At 42.5% G+C, this 23,336-nt stretch carries 13 protein-coding genes and 1 pseudogene; 5 read left to right on the top strand and 9 right to left on the bottom strand.

What is annotated here, in order from left to right:
• Positions 1-1,323 precede the first annotated feature (1,323 nt).
• From H6G28_RS20415 to H6G28_RS20405, 3 genes are all read left to right on the top strand, one after another.
• Positions 1,324-1,497 carry a ribbon-helix-helix domain-containing protein gene (locus H6G28_RS20415; RefSeq protein WP_015115823.1) on the top strand — a complete coding sequence of 58 codons (174 nt, stop codon included), beginning with the start codon at positions 1,324-1,326 and terminating at the stop codon, positions 1,495-1,497.
• Between the two features lie 335 nt (positions 1,498-1,832).
• A complete protein-coding gene (zds, locus tag H6G28_RS20410) occupies positions 1,833-3,272 on the top strand; it encodes a 9,9'-di-cis-zeta-carotene desaturase (protein WP_190590668.1) in 1,440 nt (479 codons plus the stop codon).
• 24 nt (positions 3,273-3,296) lie between these two features.
• Positions 3,297-3,743 (top strand): SRPBCC family protein, encoded by a 447-nt coding sequence (locus H6G28_RS20405; RefSeq protein ID WP_190673606.1) that lies wholly within the window; start codon positions 3,297-3,299, stop codon positions 3,741-3,743.
• A 169-nt stretch (positions 3,744-3,912) separates the two neighbouring features.
• Here H6G28_RS20405 and H6G28_RS20400 read toward each other — a convergent pair.
• From H6G28_RS20400 to argZ, 4 genes and pseudogenes are all read right to left on the bottom strand, one after another.
• Positions 3,913-4,026: pseudogene (locus H6G28_RS20400) on the bottom strand (IS5/IS1182 family transposase); the annotation flags it as partial.
• Between the two features lie 12 nt (positions 4,027-4,038).
• Positions 4,039-4,191, bottom strand: coding sequence for an element excision factor XisH family protein (locus H6G28_RS20395; protein ID WP_242048195.1), 153 nt, complete (start codon positions 4,189-4,191; stop codon positions 4,039-4,041).
• 63 nt (positions 4,192-4,254) lie between these two features.
• On the bottom strand, positions 4,255-4,758 hold the full coding sequence (locus tag H6G28_RS20390; RefSeq protein ID WP_190590666.1) for a DUF2085 domain-containing protein: 504 nt from the start codon (positions 4,756-4,758) through the stop codon (positions 4,255-4,257).
• Positions 4,759-4,790: 32 nt separating this feature from the next.
• Entirely contained in the window at positions 4,791-6,902 is a 2,112-nt protein-coding gene (gene argZ, locus H6G28_RS20385; protein ID WP_190590665.1) for a bifunctional arginine dihydrolase/ornithine cyclodeaminase, read from the bottom strand.
• A gap of 177 nt (positions 6,903-7,079) precedes the next feature.
• Between argZ and H6G28_RS20380 the strand changes: the two genes are divergently transcribed.
• The gene (locus tag H6G28_RS20380) at positions 7,080-7,502 is read left to right on the top strand and encodes a GNAT family N-acetyltransferase (RefSeq protein ID WP_190673603.1); all 423 of its coding nucleotides are present in this window, start codon (positions 7,080-7,082) and stop codon (positions 7,500-7,502) included.
• An 88-nt stretch (positions 7,503-7,590) separates the two neighbouring features.
• Here the strand turns inward: H6G28_RS20380 and H6G28_RS36585 are convergent, their stop codons facing one another.
• From H6G28_RS36585 to H6G28_RS20360, 5 genes are all read right to left on the bottom strand, one after another.
• The gene (locus tag H6G28_RS36585; RefSeq protein WP_206758263.1) at positions 7,591-7,734 is read right to left on the bottom strand and encodes a hypothetical protein; all 144 of its coding nucleotides are present in this window, start codon (positions 7,732-7,734) and stop codon (positions 7,591-7,593) included.
• 6 nt (positions 7,735-7,740) lie between these two features.
• A complete protein-coding gene (locus tag H6G28_RS20375) occupies positions 7,741-8,511 on the bottom strand; it encodes an ABC transporter ATP-binding protein (protein ID WP_190673600.1) in 771 nt (256 codons plus the stop codon).
• Entirely contained in the window at positions 8,508-9,569 is a 1,062-nt protein-coding gene (locus tag H6G28_RS20370) for a FecCD family ABC transporter permease (RefSeq protein WP_190673598.1), read from the bottom strand. Before H6G28_RS20370 ends, H6G28_RS20375 begins: the two co-directional genes overlap by 4 nt.
• Before the next feature lie 334 nt (positions 9,570-9,903).
• Positions 9,904-10,992: an ABC transporter substrate-binding protein gene (locus tag H6G28_RS20365; protein WP_190673595.1), complete on the bottom strand. Its 1,089-nt coding sequence runs from the start codon at positions 10,990-10,992 to the stop codon at positions 9,904-9,906.
• Between the two features lie 33 nt (positions 10,993-11,025).
• Positions 11,026-13,587: a TonB-dependent siderophore receptor gene (locus tag H6G28_RS20360; protein WP_190673592.1), complete on the bottom strand. Its 2,562-nt coding sequence runs from the start codon at positions 13,585-13,587 to the stop codon at positions 11,026-11,028.
• 744 nt (positions 13,588-14,331) lie between these two features.
• Between H6G28_RS20360 and H6G28_RS20355 the strand changes: the two genes are divergently transcribed.
• Positions 14,332-23,325, top strand: a complete 8,994-nt coding sequence (locus H6G28_RS20355) for a non-ribosomal peptide synthetase (RefSeq protein ID WP_190673589.1) — start codon at positions 14,332-14,334, stop codon at positions 23,323-23,325.
• The last annotated feature ends 11 nt before the right edge of the window (positions 23,326-23,336 follow it).

The raw sequence follows: 23,336 nt of genomic DNA, 5'->3' as shown, positions 1-23,336 counted from the left end.
TTCAGGATTTGTTTAGTTGGCTAGTGAAGACAAATACAAAGCAGATTTGCTTGTGTTTTTAGATTATTCTGCCCCTCAATATTTAGGGCTTGGCTAAATTACTTTATGCAAAGTTCATGAAGCATAGATATGCTGGAAATTTTCGGTAATTTTTTCACTAAATTATGATAACTATTCCAGTGATCATTTTTTGAACAGCTTAATGAGGAAGTTAAATAACTATTTGAACTTTATCCTAAAATGTTGAAATTCTGATGCTTCTTGATAATCATCAAGGTTATTTTTCTCAGTAATTACTGAAAACTTTATTTCAGACATTTCATCCTTTATATTTTTTTTATAAAGCTCGATAAACCTGCTAATAAAGTACTAAATGAAGATTATTTAAAGCCGAAAAATCATGGTTATAATAGCCTTAACACTAAAAATCAAGCAACTATTCCCTTATGAGGTGAGTGCTGATTAAATAATTTTGGACTGGAATTTCCAAGGAGGAAAGCTAAAAAAGAATTAAAATTTTTCCAAAGCAAATTGAGATTTATTCCTAAGTTTGTACGACAGACTGACTAAAATTCGTTTCATCAATTAGAGGCTTGTCATAGTTGATCAAATCATGAAACGAAAATAGTGATGTGTGCAGAACAAAACTATAATTGCAAAATTTACGAAAACTTCAGCACAGAATTCGTAATCAACTCAAACATCACTGTATTACTACTAAAAATAGTAATTAATCAAATCTCATTTTTACCCATTTGAGATAAAAGAGTCAGTCAATGATTGCTGAAATCATCAACCATAATTTGTTGATATATTCACCCAATGAGTACCAAAAAATCATGCCTAAATTCAGATAAAAACTGGTGAATATTGGGAGTGAACCTTTGTAGGTGCTTACTATTGGGTAATTACCAGTCAAATATACACACCTAAATAACTAGTAGATGTATTAGCGTCTAACGTTGTTGACAAATGAGGTGATGCAGCAGAAAAGTTGAAATACTTTTTCTGAATAAAAATATCGGTAATCTCAATTGAGTGAAGCTTAGGTATCTCAAATTAATTGATGAAATTTCATGTCAGGTTGTCTTGAAAACATCATTAGTGCAATTGTTACAACTCATGAATGTACACCAAGGACTTTTCCTGCCACAATAGTGATCCCGTTCTGATTATCTTCCACAAAAATGATGAATAATTTGACAAAATGATGATTTTTGTGTCTGTAGCATTGCTTGTTTCTTGACACAAACTCTGATAATCTTATACCTCCTTATCTGGAGTCTTTTGTTGTTTTGATGGTGTTAACATACAGCAGATAGCATGATAATGACTAATAAAAAATGGGCCGTTAAACGTATAACTGTGAATCTAGCAACACAGGAAGCAGAAAAGCTAGAAAAATATTGTCAGCAGACAGGTAGACCTGCAACAGATGTAATTCGAGAACTGATTCGAGGATTACCAACATCTGATGACAACAAGGAAGCAAAATAGAAAAGAAAAAGCATCCTAGAATAGTCACTACTTTGACTAGAAATATCTATTATGCTTTTTCAGTCCACCTTTACTTCTGTTTGTGTAACCCCACACAAGCATTTTGCAGGAAGTAAATTTAGTAATCAGGAATTAAATCAAGTAATAAAATAGCTTTTATTACTCCTGGGTTGAACCCCATAGTGCATCTACATACTGGTGGACTCCTGATCAATCTCTGACAACTAATTTCTAACTCAGCGAGTGTGAAACCTCGCAAATCGGCTTGATGCTAGTGGCAAATTCCGACACCAACCCAGTTACAATTTGTAAAGAAACTGAAGAGGTAGAACGGAATGCGCGTTGCAATTGTAGGTGCGGGATTGGCTGGACTAGCAACCGCAGTAGATTTAGCCGATGCTGGCTGTGAAGTCCAGATTTTTGAGTCCCGTCCGTTTGTTGGTGGTAAAGTCGGCAGTTGGGTAGATGGCGATGGCAACCATGTAGAAATGGGTTTGCACGTCTTTTTTGGCTGCTACTATCAATTGTTTGAGTTAATGGAAAAAGTGGGTGCGTTGTCACATTTACGCCTGAAAGAACACACCCATACTTTTATTAATAAGGGCGGACGCACCGGTGCATTAGATTTTCGTTTTTTCACAGGTGCGCCTTTTAATGGCTTGAAAGCATTTTTCACAACTTCCCAACTATCTTTACAAGATAAGTTACAAAATGCGATCGCCCTTGGTACCAGTCCCATTGTCAGAGGATTAGTAGACTTTGACGGGGCAATGAAAACCATCCGCAACCTAGATAAAATTAGCTTTGCTGATTGGTTTCGTCGTCACGGTGGTAGTGAAGGTAGCATTAAACGGATGTGGAATCCCATCGCTTATGCGTTGGGATTCATTGACTGTGAAAATATTTCTGCCCGTTGTATGTTAACTATCTTCCAGTTTTTCGCAGTCAGAAGCGAAGCTTCTGTGTTGCGGATGTTGGAAGGTTCCCCGGAAGGGTATTTACATAAACCAATTCTGGAATATTTGGCAGCCAGAGGCACGAAAGTTTATACTCGTCGCCAAGTCCGAGAAATTCAATTTGCCGAAGCAGATGGACAAACCCACGTTACTGGGATAGTCGTAGCTCAAGGTGATACCACAGAAACCATCACCGCAGATGCTTATGTCTGCGCCTGTGATATTCCAGGCATTCAGCGAATATTACCCGCAGATTGGCGAAAATGGTCGGAATTTGACAATATTTATAAATTAGATGCAGTACCTGTAGCTACAGTCCAGTTGCGTTTTGATGGTTGGGTGACAGAATTGCAAGATGCTGAGAAACGTCAACAACTCAACCATGCCGCAGGCATAGATAACTTGCTGTATACTGCTGATGCAGACTTTTCTTGTTTTGCTGACTTGGCGTTGACTAGTCCTAGTGATTACTATCGCCCAGGACAAGGTTCGTTACTGCAACTAGTACTCACACCGGGAGATCCATTTATTAAGGAAAGTAACGAAGCGATCGCCCAGCACGTCCTCAAGCAAGTACATGAACTTTTCCCCTCATCGCGGGAACTCAACATGACTTGGTATGGTGTTGTGAAACTTGCCCAATCTCTTTATCGAGAAGCCCCAGGGATGGATTTATACCGCCCCAACCAAAAAACTCCCATTCCTAATTTCTTCCTAGCAGGTAGCTATACCCAGCAAGATTATATCGATAGTATGGAAGGAGCAACAATTTCTGGAAGACGGGCAGCAAAAGCGATTTTAGAGACAATCAAGCAGTAGCGCACCCCAGAGGAACAACAAAGAATGTCAGATTGGCTAGAGCATAGTGTACAGGTAGAAGTAGAGGCTCCCATTGATTTAGTGTGGAGTCTGTGGTCTGATTTAGAACAAATGCCCCGATGGATGAAATGGATTGATTCGGTCAAAATACCGCCTGATGATCCAGAAATATCTATTTGGAAACTCAACACTGGCGGTTTAGAATTTACTTGGAAATCTCAGATTCTCAAAATTATCCCTAACCAGATTATCCAGTGGAAATCAATTGATGGTTTGCCAAATCAGGGAGCGATTCGATTTTACGATCGCCACACTAGTAGTATTGTCAAGCTAACTGTGTCCTATGCTATCCCTGGCATTATTGGCAAAATTATGGATAACCTGTTTTTAGGCAGGGTTGTAGAATCAACAATTCAGGCTGATTTAGAAAGATTTAAAGAATATGCTTTAAATACTCAAGCAAACTCATAGTAGAAAGCAGGAATAGCCTTTAATATCCTGCTTTTTTCACTATGAAGATAGAAAAATCTTCTAATGCGATCGCACTCCACCTACTCTTATGCTGTGTATGCAGGCGATCGCCTATTTTCTGTAAAATATTGCATAAACACAGGATAAGAGCTGATTCGTAAAGTAAATATTAAATAGCTAATCGCCTAACCATGAGACGAAGCAAAGAACCATAAATCATCGCTGCACTCACGTCGGAATAAACCTCATAATCTTTACTCAAGCGCCGAAATCGGTTGAGCCATCAATAAAGTAATTAGCTCTGAGCTGTGATCGCCCGATCAGTACCCAGATCAGCGTATAATGTTGTTCTTCGATACTGAATTACATAAGGGTCATGTGTAATTGCCCAGCCATCTTTTATCAGTGCATTTTTTACTGCATTGTGAATAATATCTAACTTAGGCATAGTTTAAGTATAAGTTAGCCTTTATATGTAGATTTTACCCACCTTTATTACTTCATACAGTATTCAATCACGTTGCCCATTATGCAAAATCGGCATTGTAAACAGCCCCCAAGCCAAACCTGTAATTAACCCAAAGGGCGTAACCAGATAATTATTAAAATCCCACAAGTCAAAAATTTGTGCTGCTAATTCCAACGGGTAAGCCATCATCAACACACTGGCGAAAGCAGCACCATTCCAGCCGTATTGACTTAACCAGTAAAAACCTTTACCACCAGTCACAGCATACAGCAGCCGAGTAATTAACAAACCTGTAACCGTACCATAACAGCGCATACAAACAGCCATGATAAATGGGGGTGCTAAATCTAAGCCCATTTCTGGTTGCGGACACACATGATTTCCCATGAAATAAATGATGTTCGCAATACCCCCAAGTAACCATAATCCAGACGCAGCCAAAAAAGGAGCAATGGGAGGGCCGAAAACCATTCCTACCAACATAAAGTCAGCGATGAAACTAACCCAGTTAATCTGCAACTCTCTTGTTAAAGCTACTCTTACCATTTCCTTTGTGTGCGTCTAGTGTAGTCTGTTGACTAACCTACCTTAGAAACGTAGGGACTTGTCAACTTATCAAGCTGCTGGATTAACAAACTGAGGAATAATCCCACATCTGTCACAACACCCACCGATTCAATCGAACCGCGATCGCTCAATTTAGTCACCACAGCCGGGTTAATATCCACACAAACCATTTTTACACCAGATGGGGTCATATTCCCCACACCAATGGAGTGCAGCATTGATGACAACATTAAAATCATCTCTGCGCCTTCTAAATTTTGGGCATATTCTTCCTGCGCTTTGATTAAATCCATTTGGGTATCAGGTAAAGGCCCATCATCCCGAATGGAACCAGCCAAGACAAACGGTACATTATTGCGGACGCATTCATACATCACACCACTATTAATTGCCCCCGCCTCTACAGCCTTGGCAATGCTGCCATGACGACGAACGCTATTAATTACCTTCAGGTGATGGCGATGTCCACCCCGGACTGCAACACCCCGCTTCATATCTACACCGAGAGATGTTCCCATAATATTCTGCTCGATGTCGTGAACAGCGATCGCATTTCCGCCCAGTAAAGCCTGCACATAACCTTCTCGAATCAAGCGAGAAAGATGTTCACCACCGCCAGTGTGAATCACCACAGGGCCAGCCGTGACAACTACTTTACCACCAGCATCACGGATTTTACGTAATTCCCAAGCGACTTGTTCCACCACTAATTCTACGCGGCGTTCACTGGAAACCCCGGCGGACATAAAGCTGAATTCTTGGGCGTTGCGTTGTTCGCGCGATTCTGTTTTGCGGATGGTGCGGATACCAAGTACATCGACAACTACCTGTTCCCCAACTTCCAAATCCCGCAGAATTTTACATCTTGCTACTATACCATTGGCACTTTGAGTAATGGCGATCGCACCGTCCATCCGTTGATTTTCTACCTTCACCCATTGCCCATTGATCCGCACCTCTGTGGGATAAATTGTGCTGACGTAGAAATCATCAGGCGCGACACCAGCCATAATCACAGGTTCCAGTTTCGCATCCCGTTCATCTTGGGGTAAGTCTACCGCACCCAAATCAATTAACAGGGAGATAATTTCTTCCATCACCTCGTGAGATGGCGCTGATACCTTGACTTCAGCCGCCGATGTACTTTGGCGCTGTTCTCCCAAGTTGAAATTCAATACTTGGAAGCTTCCACCTGTATCAACAATCAAATCTAAGGCGCGGTTAATTAAACCAGAATCTAGCAAATGTCCTTCTAAACGAATAATCCGACTTTCGACAGAAACATTGGCATGAACTTCGTCGCGGACTGGTTCTGTCACCCGTAAAGTGAGACATTTAGCTGCACCACCAGCTTTGAGAAATTCGGTGAGGGGTGTTTCCAGGACTCGAAAACCAACTTCTGCCAACCGAGATTTTAAAGCATCGCTGGCTTTATTCATAATCACGATACTCTCAACATTCACTGCATTGCAAGCGAAGTTGACAGCATCAGCTTCAGCGATGGCTATGCGCTTTTCTGCGGCGACGCGCATTTCAATTAAGCGGTTGGAGTAAGAATCAAACGCGCCGGGATAATACAGTAAATAGCCATTTGCTAACGGACAAAAACAAGTATCTAAGTGATAGAACCTGTCATCAATTAAACGCAGAGATAACACTTCAATATCCAGCCACTTGGCCAGATATGGGTGCGAATCTAATTCAGAACGGAAACCATATCCCGCCCATAACCAACGCCCTTCTCTGTCTAGAAGTGCATCACCCGCACCTTCAAATGGTAAATCTTTGGGCAGTTCATATACTTTATAACCATTTTCTTCAAACCATTGTTTGAAATATGGTTCTTCTCCCTGGCGTTCTTTGTGTAAAAAGCGGCTGAGAACGACGTTTTCCCCCAGAACTAAACCGGCGTTGGCGGTAAAAACTAAATCAGGCCAGCCTTTTTGCGGTGTAACTAAATCTACAATGGCATGTTCTTTGAGAATTTGATATAAACCCTGCCACTGTTCAACAGCGCGATCGCGTGAGGATTTGTGAATATTCCCTTCCATCCAAGGATTAATCACATAATCTACATCATAGTGGTCAGGAGGACACATTAAAAAGCGAATCCGGGAATTCATAAAAATCTTACTAGCGTTATAGATGCTACAAACCTAATTTGGGTATAGTGTCAAATCCGCTACCAAACCTCTACCTTGAGATAGTTGAAGGATTTACAAAGGCTTGACTCGGAAAGACCAAAGTTACGGCAGTGCGATTCCGTGTTATTCTAGCGCCATTTAGTACGAATGACGCAGATGAGTGATCTAAAAATTACAATCGATCATCAACCCGATGCAAAAGATATTCGTACTGTCATCAGCCATCTGGTGGAATATAACAACAGTCAGACACAGCCAGATGTACACGAGCCTTTAGCTATTTGGGTGCGAGATGCTGACAGTACAATTGTGGCTGGATTAGTTGGTAAAACAAATTGGGAATGGCTGTATATTTCGCATCTTTGGGTATCCGAAACACTGCGCGGTCAAGGATATGGCAGCAAAATGATGCTAGAGGCAGAAAAATTAGCTAAACAACGCGGTTGTGGCAACGCGTACTTAGATACCTTTAGTTTTCAAGCCTTGGGTTTTTACCAACGTCTCGGTTATCAAATCTTTGGTATTTTAGAGGATTTTCCCCCCGGTCATCAGCGATATTTTTTAGCAAAAAAGCTCTAAAGCCATTACTAGTAAGAATTTTAAACTCTTGCTTCCTAGCTTGAAAGCGAGGTGGGAGGGAAAAGGATGGTAGGCTTGTTGACTTTTGTTAACTTAGTTTTGTTTTTTGGCGTTGCATAATTGCGGGATGATTTATCTCACGCAGAGGCGCAAAGACGCAGAGAGAATAAGGAGTTAAAAATTTCCAAGACATCAAATTCATCCCCTCATTCAGCAATGCCTGTTTTTTCACACTGATTTATTTTGTATCTAAGAAAAAGCTGATGTGTAACTTCCCATTCTTTGGGTTGGTTTCTACGGTTGAACCTACGCCAAATACCTCACGGATTAAACTAGGTTGTAATAAATCTTGGGGCGTTCCGACTGCTGTGATTGTGCCATGATGAACAACATAAATGCGATCGCAATAACTAGCAGCCAAATTCAAATCATGCAACGCTGCAATTGCCGTCACCCCCAAACCCTTCACCAGTTCCAAAAGTTCTAATTGATAGCGAATATCCAGGTGATTAGTCGGCTCATCCAAAATTAAAAACTGTGCTTGTTGAGCGATGGCGCGTGCAATTAATACACGCTGTTTTTCTCCACCAGAAAGGGAAATAAAACTACGTTCTGCAAAGTCATTCATTCCCACCTGCATTAAAGCATTCAAAACTATCAAGTGGTCTTTTTTTGTCTCGCGGTCAAACAAACCTTGATGGGGATTACGCCCCATTAGTACCATTTCTGCAACTGTAAAGTCAAAATCAGCAGATGTCTCTTGCAAAACAACTGCTGTAGTTTGTGCCATTTCACGGGTACTCAAATGCCAGATATTCTTACCGTTGAGAGTTATCACCCCCCTATCTGGCTTCAGGACACGATAGAGACATCTGAGCAAACTTGATTTACCACTACCATTAGGGCCAATCAGCCCTACTAACTCACCCGATGACACTTGCAGATGAATGTCATGCAAAATCTGTTTTCCCTCAATACTCCAACATAGGTGTTTCACCTCTAAATTCATTTTCCATCCCCTTTACCTTGCATCAACCAAATGAAAAAAGGAGCGCCGAAAAGTGCAGTAACAATGCCAATAGGTAGTTCCTCTGGAGCGACAATGGTACGTGCTAGGACATCTGCCCAAATCAGGAAAATCCCACCCAGCAAAAGACTCACAGGTAACACGCGGCGATGATCTGAACCGACAAGGAAACGCACACTGTGAGGAATCATTAGCCCAACAAAGCCAATGACACCACTTACAGCAACTATGACACCTGTCAATATGGAAGTAACAAAAAATAACTGTTTCCGGAAACTATCGGTGTCAGTTCCTAAAGTCCGTGCTGTTTCTTCACCGATGAGAAGTGCATTGAGCGATCGCGTCTGAAGTAATAAATACCAAATTCCCCAGACCAAAGCCAGCACAGGCAGAATTAAGTCTGTCCAAGTTGTTCCCGAAAGTCCTCCCAATAGCCAAAATAACACTCGTCTTGTCGCTTCTCCACTTCCCGCTTTAATCGCCAAAAAACTTGTTACCGCCTCAAATAAAGAGGATACTGCTACACCAACTAAAATTAAGCGGGTAGAGGAGAGGTTTCCCTGTCGTCGTGCTAAAAAAAACACCACAAAAAAAGCCAACAGCGCACCGAGAAACGCCCCAACAGATAAGGCATATACACCAAAAAATGAGAAAATCCCAAATAAAATGACTAAAACAGCACCAACGGACGCGCCAGAGGAAATACCGAGAATAAATGGGTCAGCTAACGGGTTACGTACCAGTGCTTGCATAATCACACCAACCACCGATAGTCCAGCACCCACAAAAAAAGCCAACAGCACACGGGGAAAGCGGATCAGCCAGACAATTTGCACTTGTGCTTGCGTCCAGTCTCCTGTCATCTGGGGAAACACTTGGGATAAAGCTATCTGCCATACTCGCAAAGGCGGAATCGGCACAGGCCCAATCATCACCGCCAAAGTTACAGACACCAACAATATCACAACCATTGCTACCATGAGCAGCTTGTAGCGTTGCTGCTTGTTTTTTCGCAATTGTTTTGGTATCAGATTAGTCATTAGTCATTTGTGATTGGTCATTAGTTATTAGTCATTCGTCATGTTACAGACTTATCTACCTTGTCCCCCTTGTCCCCCTCGCCCCCTCGCCCCCCTTGCTCACAAGTGTAGGTTTTTAACAAAGTGATGAGTAGCGACTCTAAAAATCACGATTTAATCAGAGTTCTATCCCCCTCACACCCCTACACCCCTACACCCTAAATCAAGGTTTTTGGAACATAACGTAAAAAACCTACACCTGTCAGCGCCCCCCTTGTCCCCCTTGTCTCCCTTGTCCCCCTTGTCCCCCTTATCCCCTCGCCCCCTTGTCCCCTTGTCCCCTCATCTCCCCTACTCATTGAAAATTTTCTGGATACAAAGCCTCGGCTAATTTTCTCACCCCTGCAACATTCCTAATTCCTGGCATGGTGTAGCTAAAACCGATGACAATAAATTTATCCTGCTGCACTGCTTTTAACTGAGAGTAAACAGGATGAGATTTGAGTAATTTACGCTTTTCTTCGGCCGATGACCAGTTAGCATCAATCAGCACAATTACATCTGGTTGACGTGCAATCACATCTTCCCAATTAACTGTTACCCATGCTTTTTTTTCTTGGATATCTTTAAAGATATTTTCTCCCCCAGCTAATTCAATAATATGATTAGGCATTCCCCAATTAGAAACAGTTAGGGGAGGGTCTTCAGAATCGTACCAAAAAATCCGCTTTTTGGTTGTCACCTTCCCTAGCTTTTGTTGGGTGGCTGCGAGTTGCGATCGCAATTCTCCAATTAACTTTTCTGCTCGTTGTTCTACTGCAAAAATCTGCCCAATTTCCCGAATTTGTTGATATAAATTTTCCATCGTTACGCGCTCAGGTCTGAGTTCTGGGCGATCGCATTCAATGGGCAACAAATAAGAAGAAATACCTAGTTTAAGTAACTCTGATTGTGAGCCAATTACTTCTTTGGCAAAAGCACTTTCCTCATTAGAAAAGACAAAATCCGGCTCGACTGCCAAAAAAACTTCCCGCGATGGGTACTTTGGTGCTAATACCGGAATTTGGGAATATGCCTGTTGATACTCTGGCAAAATCGGATTATCCAGGTAGGCTGTACCCACCATCCGCTTTTCTAGACCCAAGGCTAACATGACTTCCGTCGCCGATTGCATCATGGTCACAGCCCGTTTTGGTGGTTGTTTATAAGTAATTGTCAAATCACAATTCTTCAGAGTGAATGGTGTGTATTTTCTCCCATTCGAGTCAAGATCATTTGAGGTAGCAAAATTACTGGAACAGCCTGAAATTATTCCCAGCATCAACACTGCTAATACCAATTCTCTGTAAGCTTGCACGAAATAATTATTTTTGTCTGACTTGGCGTTCTTGGCGGTAGCCTGCGGCAAGCCGCTTGCGCGTCTACGTAAAAAAATTAACTGCATCTTCATAGAGAATTGGTATAAATCCTTGGAAAATTAAAACTCAACTGAAACTGTTCCTAACACCGTAAATGGTGGCGCAGCATCAATACTAAAACCATCAACCTCATAATATTTAACATTAGAAATATTCTTAAAGTTGACTGCAAATCGATAATTTTGCCGTCGATAAAAGACAGAAGCATCGGCTCGCCAATAACTTGGTAGTGTAAATGTATTTGGTAAATCTACCTCCTGTTCGCCCACAAAATATAACCCAGCACCAAATCCTAACCCCTGCAAACTACCACTTTGCAGTTCATAAGTTGTCCACAATCCGGCACTATGTTCTGGTACACCAAATAATCTATCTCCTACAGGAATCCGATTATCTTCGGTCACTTTGCCATCGATATAAGCATAGTTGGCAATGATTTTCCAACCAGGTAATATTTCACCTGCAATATCTAATTCAATTCCTCTACTGCGTTGTTCTCCAGTTTGGATACTGAATAAATCATCTACTGGGTCTGGTGTCAACACATTCTGCCTAGTAATGTCAAAGAATGCCAAAGTTGCAGAAAGTTTATTGTCGAGAAAATCTTGTTTGATCCCCACTTCAAATTGCTGGCTAGTTTGAGGTTCAAACTGTTCATTGGTGCGACTTCTGGCTTGAAACTGCGGAGAAAAACCATTCGACCAATTGAAGTACAGGGAAGTCGTATCGCTTGGTTGATATATCACTCCCACTCGCGGCGAAAATCGAGTATTGGATTGTTCATTCAGAAAATCGCCACTTACACGGTCTTGAAGACGGTAATCATTAATGTCCAAGCGACCACCTAATAAAACTTTGAAATTAGGTGTCAGTTCAATTAAGTTCTGAGCGAATAAACCAACATTCTCAGAGACAACTCTGCGTCCAAAGGGGGAACCTCCCTCGACCAGTGTAGGGGTTCCACCATATTGAGGGTCAAAAATATCTATTGATAATTCCCTGTCTGGAGCGAACAGGTAGTTAAATAAATTTCGCGCTAAATCTACGCCAAACAGTACATTATGGCGAATCGAACCAGTAGCAAACTTGCCAGAAATTTCGTTTTGGAAAGTGATATTTTCGTGTTCTTCATCGGAAGCGAAGAAAAAACGGTCTAATGTGCGACGGTCATCTCGTAAAGAACCAGTAGATGCTTGTCTTGCATCACTTAAAGTAGAATTGAGAACATTAAATCCTTGGCGAAATTTCCAGTTGTCGTCAAAGTCGTGTTCTAATCTATAAGTTAATGAGTTAAATGTCACTTCCCCATTCGCAAAGTTGGGTTCTCCTAAAAATCGACTGCGGGGAAGCTGGAGAATTTCTGGCTCAATGGGAAAACCATTATCAAAAACAAAGTTATATTTTTGGTATTCGTATTCAAAGGAAAGTTTAGTGCGATCGCCTACTTTCACCTCTACCACAGGCGAGATAAAAAAGCTGTCATACTCTACAAAATCACGAAAACTTTCGGAACTTTCATAAGCGACGTTTAAACGATACAGCACTGATTTGTCATCCGTCAGTGGCCCGCTAATATCTAAAGTCGGACGCAAAAAGTTGTAACTTCCATAGGTCATACTCGCGCTGTAATAAGGTTCTGTCAGGGGCTTTTTAGTAGTTGTATTCACCACACCACTTCCGCCTGCATACTGTGTGGGACTACCGCCATATAGTACCGCCCCTGGCCCTTTGAGGATTTCCAACCTCTCGATATTCGCCACATCTCGCGGGCTGAAGTAACCATAATCAGGAAAGCCGTTGCGTAAAGTTTCAAAATTGGTCAGGAACCCACGCACCCGATATCCTAATGACGATAATCCGCCATATCCCCGTTCTGGTTGTACGCCACTGACGTTATCCGCCAATTCCGAAAGACGTACCACATTGCGGTCTTCAATCACCTGACGGGGAATTACTTGAATTGATTGGGGAATATCCCTCAGTGGTGTATCTGTTCTGGTTGCAGTGCTGGCATCGGGTACTGAATAGCTATCACTTTCTCCTGTCACCGTCAGTTCAATCGGTTCTTTAACATCAGCTGCTGGTTGAGTTGGTGTTGTTTCAGTATTAGGTTGAGAGGTATCTGGTGTTGCTGGTGTGGAGGCTACAACTGGGGTGACGACAAAAATCAAGCCTGTATCACCATCGTCTAACTCGACCTTCGGGATACCTTCTTCACCCGTGACTGTGACTCGGATAGTATTGGTGTCTATATTGCTGACTACTACTTCCTTAATTCCCGCTACAGGGTTGTCTTGACGGAAAGAATTATCACCTGTTAATTGCAGTTGAGCATTGGGGATATCTGCAATCAAGCTATTGTTTTCGTTCTTGATGGTGGTTTGTAATTTATCTGATGTCGGTGTTGCTAAGAGAATTTCCAATCCACTAGCAGTCAGGTTTAGACTCACGCCTGTCACTGGTATGACTTCAGGTTGTTGATTTTGCTGCGCCAGCCAGTCTTTCACATTGGTGTGAGGACGTGGAATATCACTGAGTTGGGGAATATTTGCGATTGATTGTGCTTTGACAGCTTGAGTCTCCAACAAAAAAATACTTCCGACAATCCCTAGATAGATCATCTGTCTTAGTTTCAAAATTTTCCTCCACACCACAATATTGACGAAATTAAGACACACTGAATTGATTACACGCGATCGCCATCGAATGTTACTGGCAATTGCTACAGTAAATAACTGCAAAATTTATATTTATTTTGATTGGCAAAATTCTGAATTATTACCAACGTCTCTCATGATTTTAAACAAACAATTATTTGTTAAAAAAAATAACTGTATTTAATTTTTTCTATAGAAATATTTGGTACATCTATCGGTAAGGTTTTTGTTTTTTTGATGGTATACCGGTTTTCTCTAGAAAATCTACTTGATATAAGTTCTGTAAAATTCGACAAGTTGTCCTATTCGTTTTTTGTTATTCCTAAGTGAAAAATTAGCTTTTATAGACTGTATTGATAAGTATTTTACAGCCATAATCAAAATCTAAGCCTACCTATTTTAAATAAAAATTGTTGGTATACAGGAAGATGCTTGACAATAGGATAAAATTAATGATAAAGATTTTTATTAACCTTAAAGATAGATAAAATTTGAATATTACCAAGCTGTCAAATTCAGTCATAATTTGTGTGAATTGGTGGCGCTGTTAAGTTTTCGACTCTTAAATAAAAACTTGTTTCTCAAAAAAATCCGCTATTGGCTTATGCGGTGAAATTCTCTATCAATAAAAGCTGAAAATGCGATCGCATTTCACGCCAACTATAAATTTGGCTCCACCTAGATACTTACATAAATGGAGTAGGATGAATGGGCAGAAACCTTTGGCAACTACCGAAGCAATTCACCTCATTGGTTGAACTTCTCCATTGGAGAGCAATTCTCAAACCTGAGCAGAAGGCTTACTCTTTTCTGCTGGATGGAGAGGTAGAAGCATCGTATTTGACTTATCAAGAACTAGACCGTCAAGCTCAAAGTATTGCCGCCCGACTGCAAAGTTATGGGGTCAAAAAAGGAGAGCGTGGACTACTGCTCTACCCCCCTGGTTTAGAATTTATTGCGGCGTTTTTCGGATGTCTATATGCTGGGGTAATTGCCGTCCCGGCTTATCCACCCAGGGCAAACCAATCTTTGTCCAGACTCCAGGCTATGGTAGCGGACGCACAAGCCACAATTGCTCTAACTACAAAAACGATTCTTGCCAATATCGAGGCACAATTCGCCCAATATCAGAATTTACAAACTTTATATTTACTTGCTACCGATAACATTCCTCTCGACCTCACCAATTCATGGCAACAACCATCGATAAATAACAATGACCTAGCTTTTTTGCAGTACACTTCCGGCTCTACAGGTACACCTAAAGGTGTCATGGTCAGTCATGGGAATTTGCTACACAACGAACTCTTGATTCAACAGGCAATGCAGCACACAGAAAACACCCTTTTCGTGGGTTGGTTGCCCCTGTTTCATGACATGGGTTTAGTCGGGAATCTCCTCCAGCCCCTATACTTGGGGATACCTTGTATACTCATGCCCCCCGTGGCATTTTTGCAAAAGCCCTGGCGCTGGCTCCAGGCAATTTCTAAATATCAAGCAACAACGAGCGGTGGCCCGAATTTTGCTTATGATTTGTGTGTCCGCAAAATTACCCCTGAACAACGGGCTACCTTGGATTTAAGTAGTTGGGAAGTTGCCTTTAACGGTGCTGAACCGATTCGGCAACAAACCCTAGAGCAGTTTAGCGCCACCTTTGCGGAATGTGGCTTCCGGCGTGAGAGTTTCTATCCTTGTTACGGTATGGCAGAAACAACGCTGATTGTGACTGGTGGTAGTAAATTAGTTTCACCTGTGTTGTTACCAGTCCAGTCAGAAGCACTATTACAAAATCAAATAGTTCCAGGCAAGGAAAAAGCAGGGGAGCAGGGGAGCAGGGGAGCAGGGGAAGTTGAGGGACAGGGGAACAAGGAAGCGATTACCCACAAGGGGCGAGGCTTTGAACCTGATATTTTTGGTGAACATGAACTAGGCATACAGACTATAGTTGGTTGCGGTCAAGTCTTACAAGATTTAAAGATAGCCATAGTTAATCCTGAAACATTAACTCGTTGCCAACCTAATGAAGTAGGCGAAATTTGGGTAGCAGGGCCAAGCGTCACCCAAGGCTACTGGAATCAACCAGAGCAAACAGAATATACATTCCGAGCCTACCTGAAAGATACTCAAGCAGGGCCGTTTCTGCGGACGGGAGACTTGGGCTTTTTGCAGGCAGGAGAGTTGTTTGTCACAGGTCGTCTGAAGGATTTAATTATTATCCGGGGTCGGAATCATTATCCCCAAGACATTGAATGGTCGGTAGAACAAAGTCACCCTTCATTACAACCTAGTGGTGGTGCAGCCTTCACTATTGATGTTGACGGCGAAGAAAAATTAATCATTGCTCAAGAAGTAAAGCGTAGTTTCTTGCGGAACTTGGCAACAGAAGAAGTTATTAGAACTATCCGTCAAGCAGTAGTAGCGGAACATGAACTGCAAGTTTATGCAGTGTTACTTCTCAAGCCCGGTAGTATCCCCAAAACTACTAGCGGTAAAATTCAGCGCCATGCTTGTCGGACTAATTTTTTGGCAGGAAGTTGGGAAAGTATTGCCAGCAGTGTTTTAGAAGCATCTCCGACTACAGACAATAGAGCTAGTCTGACTTATACAGATGTTCTGGCACTAGAGCCGCAAGAGCGTCAGTTACAGTTAACTTGTTATCTCCAGCAGCAAGTAGCTCAGGTACTCAAACTAGCTTCTTCCCAAATTAATCAAGAGCAACCCTTGACCACCTTGGGAATTGATTCCTTAATGGCGATCGAACTCCAGCACACTATTGAAACTAACTTGGGTATAGTCTTACCAATGACTAGTTTTCTGGGGGGTTCGAGTATTAACCAACTAGCAACCGTTATACTTGCCCAGTTAACAGATATTTCTGCTGTCTCTAAAAGCCTTCCAGCCCAAGTTAGTGAGACTGTCACCGAGTACCCGCTTGCCTACGGTCAACAGGCTTTGTACTTTTTACACCAGTTAGCACCAGAGAGTCCGGCTTACAACATTGCAAATGCTGTGCGTCTTCGTGGTGAGATAGATATTACGGCATTGCATCAAGCTTTTCAGAGTTTAGTGGAGCGCCATCCAATTTTGGGGGCGACTTTCTCAAATATTGACGGAAAACCTATACAACGAGTCTCTAAACAAGTAGAGATATGCTGGCAAGAAGAAGATGCAGCAACATGGGATGAGGAATTTTTGCGCGATCGCCTCATTAAAGCAGCATACCATCCCTTCAATCTGGAGCAAGATTCTTTGATACGGGTGCGCCTATTTGCTCGCTCACCAACAGAACATATTCTATTACTTGTTGTTCACCACATCATCGCGGACTTTTGGAGTCTCACCGTCTTAGTCGATGAGTTAGGAACACTGTACCAAGCCCACAAAAATCATACACCTGTGACTCTGCCGCCTTTGGTCTGGCAATACAGCGATTATGTGCGAGAACAGTCTCAAATGCTGGCGAGTCCAACAGGCGATCGCCACTGGGACTACTGGCAAAAACAGTTATCAGGAGAATTACCTATATTAAATTTGCCCACTGACCGTCCGCGTCCCGTCATACAAACTTATCAAGGCGCGTCCTTGAGCCACAAACTGAGTACAGAATTAACTCAAAAGCTCCAAAATTTCAGCCGCCAACGGGGAGTTACGCTTTACATGACCTTGTTAGCGGCCTTTCAGGTGTTACTTTATCGTTATACAGGTCAAACAGACTTTTTCATAGGTTCCCCCACCACAGGCAGAACTCGAACTGATGCCACAGGAGTGGTAGGGTATTTTGTGAATCCGGTAGTATTGCGTTCACCCCTATCAGAAAATTTCACCTTTGATGAGTTTCTCATTCAAGTACGTTCCTGTGTGTTGGCTGCTCTTGATCATCAAGACTACCCCTTTGCCCGACTAGTTGAGCAACTACAACCAAAACGCGACCCCAGCCGTTCGCCCTTATTTCAAGTGATGTTTGTTCTGCACAAAGCTCACCTACTCAATCAAGAAGGTTTGGCGGCCTTTGCTTTAGGGGAAACAGGCGCAAAGATCACATTAGGAGAATTAGAGCTAGAATCCCTCGCCCTCGAACAGCGAATTGCTCAGTTTGACCTGAACCTTGTCATGGCTGGGGTAGATGACAGCTTATCTGCTTCTTGGCAATACAACACAGACTTATTTGATGCTGGTACTATTGCGCGGATGGCTGGTCATTTTCAAACTTTGCTAGAAAGTATTGTTGCTGACTCACAGCAGCAAATCTCACTCTTACCAATTCTGACGAAATTAGAACAGCAACAATTATTAATCGAGTGGAATACAACCCAAGTCGATTACACCAACCAAACTTGCCTTCATCAACAATTTGAGGCTCAAGTCAAACAGACACCAGATGCAGTGGCGGTAGTCTTTGAAACCGAACAACTCACATACACTGAATTGAATCGACGAGCCAATCAATTAGCTCATTATCTGCAAACTCTGGGAGTAGAACCAGATGTGTTGGTTGGGATATGCCTGGAGCGATCGCTTTTCATGGTAATCAGTATCTTGGCGACACTCAAAGCCGGGGGCGCTTACCTTCCCCTAGATCCCTCCTATCCCCAAGAACGTCTGGCTTTCATGGTGGAAAATGCCCAAGTTGCCGTATTGCTGACCCAAGAGAAATTCCTGACAGCTTTACCTGTTCAGGGGGCGCAAGTGGTCTTAGTGGACAAAAATCATGAAGTTTGGGTTAGTGAAAAAGTAGACAACCCAGTTAGCCAAGTAACCACTGATCATTTAGCTTATGTGATTTACACCTCCGGTTCCACTGGCAAACCCAAGGGAGTGATGAACATTCATAGAGGCATTTGCAATCGTTTATCTTGGATGCAGGAAACTTATAACCTGACAACCGTAGATAAAGTGTTGCAAAAAACACCTTTTAGTTTTGATGTTTCCGTTTGGGAATTCTTTTGGCCTTTAACTACAGGGGCGTGTTTAGTAATTGCCCGTCCAGGAGGACATCAAGATAGCAGCTACTTGGTTGAGATTATTGCCCAGGAACAGATTACCACACTACATTTTGTGCCTTCGATGTTGCAAGTTTTTCTGGAGGAACCTGATTTAGAAGCTTGTAACTGCTTGAGGCAGGTGATGTGTAGTGGAGAGGTGCTGCCTTTGAAACTGCAAGCACGATTTTTTGAGCGTTTGGATGCGGACTTACATAATTTATACGGGCCAACGGAAGCTGCGATCGATGTAACATTTTGGGCTTGTGAACGTGAGACTCGGAAACAGACTGTTCCTATTGGTCGCCCCATTGCCAATACGCAAATTTATCTGCTAGATCATCACTTGCAACCAGTACCGATTGGCGTAGCGGGAGAACTACACATTGGTGGTGTGGGTTTAGCGCGGGGTTATCTAAATCAACCAGAATTAACAAATATCAAATTTATTCCCAACCCATTTAACAAGTCAAAATTACAATCAGAACGCCTTTATAAAACTGGGGATTTAGCACGCTACCTCAACGATGGCAACATTGAATACTTAGGACGACTTGACCATCAAGTGAAATTGCGGGGGTTCAGAATTGAACTAGGAGAAATTGAAGCGTTACTCAGTCAACATCCCGCCTTGCAACAAGTTGTGGTTTTGATCAGAGAAATTGAGCAGAAAAAACAGCACCGAGATTTCACCCCAGTGGTTGACGTAGAAAGTTCCTCAGCAATTACTGGTTTGCGTCGCTTACTCAAAGGAGAATCAGCTAATTCTCAGGCAGATTTTAGAAATCAGCAATTAGTTGCTTATTGCGTCACCCGGCATCAACCAGCACCCACCACTAGCGAATTACGTCAATTTTTGTTAGAAAAGCTCCCCGAATACATGGTTCCGGCGGCTTTTGTCTTACTGGATGCCATCCCTTTAACGCCAAATGGCAAGATAGACCGTCAATCTTTACCAATTCCTGGGAAAGTCAGACCTGAATTAGCAAAAGCTTTCGTAGCACCCCGCACTTTTATCGAAAAAGCATTAGCAGAAGTTTGGCAAGAGGTGTTGGACATTGAACCGGTGGGGATTCACGACAACTTTTTTGAGTTGGGAGGAGATTCAATTCGCAGCATCCAAGTGCTATCTAGAGCTACTGCAAAAGGTTTAAGTTGCTCCTTAGCGCAGATTTTTCAGTATCAGACAATCGAATCCCTGGCTCAAGCCATTACCTTTGTAGAACCTGCGGCTTTAGTTACTAACAAAACAGAGCCATTTAGTCTAATTTCCCCCGTAGAACGGCAAAAACTCACCAAAGATATAGCCGATGCCTATCCCTTGGCTAGGGTTCAGGCTGGGGTGATTTTTCACACTCAGTCTTTGCCTGATGAGCCGATGTACCATGATATTTTTCTGTACAATTTGCAAGTTCATCTAGACGTTGCGTTGTTTCAACAAGCTATACAACAGGTTGTAGAGCGTCATGCTATCTTGCGGACATCCTTCGATCTGACTAACTTTAGTGAACCCTTACAGTTAGTACATCAACAAGTTACTGCGCCTTTTCAGGTTGAAGACTTGCGTGATTTATCACCAAAGCAGCAACAACAAGCACTCGCCACCTGGATAAAAGCTGAAAAACGACGAAATTTTGATTGGTCTTCCCCACCATTGATTCGCTTTTTTATTCATCGCCTCACAGAACAGTCTTTTTATCTCACCTTTAGCTGTCACACTTCTATTCTTGACGGTTGGAGCAAAGCTTGTTTGCTGACGGAATTGCTATATCATTATGATGCTCTGCTCAAGGGTACAAGCAATGCTCTTGAACCAGCCCCAACCATAGCTTATCGAGATTTTGTGGCTTTAGAGCGTGCAACATTGCGATCGCCCGATGCTCAAGATTTCTGGCGGCAAAAATTAGCAGGTTGTGTCACTACCAGATTAGCCCGTTGGGTAGGACTTCATCACAGCACAACTACCCCGGAAATTGGCTTTTTAGATGTCCCCATCTCCCGTGAACTTTCTGCGAAATTGCAAAAACTCGCCCGGTTAGCAGAAGTTCCCCTGAAAAACGTCTTGTTGGCTGCACATATCAGAGTCATGGGTTTGGTAAGTGGCGAGAGTGATATCCTCACAGGGTTAGAGTCTAATGGGCGCGTGGAAGCAGGTGACGGCGAAAAAACTTTGGGAATCCATTTAAATACCGTTCCCTTGCGTTTGCAACTGACTGGGGGAACTTGGTTAGAGTTGGTGCAGCAGGTTTTTGCAGCCGAAAAAGAGTTATTGCCCTTTAGACGTTATCCTTACGCAGATTTACATCAACTGGTTGGTCGTCAGGCTCTCCAACCCTTAGTAGAGACTGTGTTTAATTACACTAACTTTCATGTGTATGAGAGTCTGCAAAATCTCCAAGATGTAGAAGTTTTAGGGGCGAGGGGTTTTGGTGAAACTCATTTTACCTTGCGGTCGGAATTTAATCTCAATCATGCCTCAAATTGCATCCAACTCGATTTAGAGTGTGATTTGACACAGATAAGTCATGCCCAGTTAGAGACGATTGGCAGTTATTTTCAAGAAACTCTGACGGCAATGTCTACACAGCCCTTAGCACGTTATGAGTCGCAATGTCTTTTGGGCGATCGCCAACGTCAAATTTTACTGGAAGAATGGAATCAGACTGGCAGTAAATACCCTCAAGATTGTTGTATTCATCAATACTTTGAGGCTGTGGTAGCAGAAAATCCTGATGCGATCGCGATCGTGTTTGCAGATGAACAACTCAGCTACCAACAGCTAAATCAGCGAGCTAATGCTTTAGCTCATTACTTGCAGCGTCTAGGAGTAACTGCCGATGTGCCGGTGGCTCTGTGTGTCGAGCGTTCTTTAGAGATGATTGTGGGAATTTTGGCAATTCTCAAAGCCGGAGGAGCCTACGTACCTTTAGACCCCACCTATCCCCAAGAAAACCTTGCTTTTATCTTGGAAGATGCTCAAGTGCCAGTTTTATTAACTCAAGCGCGGCTAATTGAAAAGCTACCTAGCCACACAGCCAAGATTGTTTGCTTAGACTCAGATTGGCAGACAATAGCGCGGGAAAACGTCGCCAATCCCAGCAGTACAAGCACCTTAGAAAACCTCGCCTACATTATTTACACATCAGGCTCTACAGGCAAGCCAAAGGGGGTACTCGTTACCCAGCAAAACTTAGCCCATTCCACCTTTGCCCGGATTAGTTATTACCCACAACCCGTTACTAATAGTTCACCAACCCAATATTGCTGTGTAGACCCTGCAAGGGAGCAGGGGAGCAGGGGAGCAGGGGGGAATGAAGGTACTCTCTCCCCTGCCCCTCTGCCCCTCTGCCCCTCTGCCAGCCACCACGCAAAGTTATCTTGGCAGACTACTAGTTTCTTATTGATTCCCTCTTTTGCCTTTGATAGTTCAGTCGCCGTGATTTTTTGGGCTTTATGTCAAGGAAGTCAACTGGTGTTATTAACTGAGGGTTTTCAACGAGATATTTGGCAAATAGCCAAGGTAATTACTCAACATCAAGTTTCACATTGGTTGAGTGTTCCTTCACTTTATAAAACTCTACTGGCTACTATAGACCCAGCACAACTTGTTTCATTACAAACAGTTATTGTTGCTGGAGAATCTTGTCCTACAGAATTAGTGGAACGCCATCGTCAACTACTGCCTGATACATCCTTATTTAATGAGTATGGCCCAACAGAAGCCACCGTTTGGAGCAGTGTATACAATTGTCAAAATCAGGATTTAAATCATTCTGTGCCAATTGGTCGTCCAATTACCAATACTCAAATTTATTTACTAGATACTCATCTGCAACCAGTACCAATTGGTGTGGCTGGAGAAATATATATTGGTGGTTTGGGTGTGGCGCAAGGCTATCTGAATCGACCAGAACTAACCGCCCAAAAATTTATTTCTCATCCATTGAAAAATTCAACATCAGAACGTCTTTATAAAACTGGGGATTTAGGGCGTTATTTGCCAGATGGCAATATTGAGTTTTTGGGACGTATCGACCGTCAGGTAAAGATGCGCGGTTATCGGATTGAACTAACAGCGATTGAGGCAATTTTACTCCAACATCCTGTGGTTCAAGAAGCGATCGCCACAGTTATCGAAGACTCAAATGGCAAACGCTTAATTGCCTACATCGTACTACAACAAAAACCAGCACCTACAACTCAGGAATTTCGTAGTTTCTTGCGGCAGAAGTTACCAGAATATATGCTTCCTAGTACTTTTGTCATCTTAGAAGAATTGCCCTTAACTCCAAGTGGCAAAGTTGACTATCGCCGTTTGCCAACATCCACACAGGTACAATCCGATGAGGAAAAAATTGCTTATATCGCACCCCGCACGGTAGTAGAAGAGATACTAGAAGCAATCTGGAGTCAGGTTTTAGGAATTGAGCAGGTAGGTATCTACAACAACTTTTTAGAGTTGGGAGGAGATTCAATTCAAAGTATTCAAATTGCAGCTAAAGCTTACGAAGCAGGATTGAAATTCAGTATTAATCAGCTATTTGAATATCCCACAATTGCAGAATTAGCCACAGTTGTGGAGATAATTTCCCCTCCCCAGGAAGAAGTAGCGCCCATTGCTAATTTATTGTCCAGCGATACATTAAACTTCAAACCTTCCGACTTTCCAGAAGCTGAATTAACTCAAGAAGAACTAAATCAGCTTTTTTTAAACAATAAGTAGAAAATTCAAGC

The sequence above is a fragment of the Nostoc sp. FACHB-190 genome (assembly GCF_014696905.1).
Taxonomy (GTDB): domain Bacteria; phylum Cyanobacteriota; class Cyanobacteriia; order Cyanobacteriales; family Nostocaceae; genus Nostoc_B.
The sequence above is the reverse complement of the archived record's forward strand: the minus strand, read 5'-3'. Positions and strand labels throughout refer to the sequence as shown.

Coding starts and splice junctions, on each gene's coding strand:
- H6G28_RS20415 (WP_015115823.1), top strand. CDS start 1,324: ATGATAATGACTAATAAAAAATGGGCCGTTAAACGTATAACTGTGAAT.
- zds (WP_190590668.1), top strand. CDS start 1,833: ATGCGCGTTGCAATTGTAGGTGCGGGATTGGCTGGACTAGCAACCGCA.
- H6G28_RS20405 (WP_190673606.1), top strand. CDS start 3,297: ATGTCAGATTGGCTAGAGCATAGTGTACAGGTAGAAGTAGAGGCTCCC.
- H6G28_RS20395 (WP_242048195.1), bottom strand. CDS start 4,191: ATGCCTAAGTTAGATATTATTCACAATGCAGTAAAAAATGCACTGATA.
- H6G28_RS20390 (WP_190590666.1), bottom strand. CDS start 4,758: ATGGTAAGAGTAGCTTTAACAAGAGAGTTGCAGATTAACTGGGTTAGT.
- argZ (WP_190590665.1), bottom strand. CDS start 6,902: ATGAATTCCCGGATTCGCTTTTTAATGTGTCCTCCTGACCACTATGAT.
- H6G28_RS20380 (WP_190673603.1), top strand. CDS start 7,080: ATGAGTGATCTAAAAATTACAATCGATCATCAACCCGATGCAAAAGAT.
- H6G28_RS20375 (WP_190673600.1), bottom strand. CDS start 8,511: ATGAATTTAGAGGTGAAACACCTATGTTGGAGTATTGAGGGAAAACAG.
- H6G28_RS20370 (WP_190673598.1), bottom strand. CDS start 9,569: ATGACTAATCTGATACCAAAACAATTGCGAAAAAACAAGCAGCAACGC.
- H6G28_RS20365 (WP_190673595.1), bottom strand. CDS start 10,992: ATGCAGTTAATTTTTTTACGTAGACGCGCAAGCGGCTTGCCGCAGGCT.
- H6G28_RS20360 (WP_190673592.1), bottom strand. CDS start 13,587: ATGATCTATCTAGGGATTGTCGGAAGTATTTTTTTGTTGGAGACTCAA.
- H6G28_RS20355 (WP_190673589.1), top strand. CDS start 14,332: ATGGGCAGAAACCTTTGGCAACTACCGAAGCAATTCACCTCATTGGTT.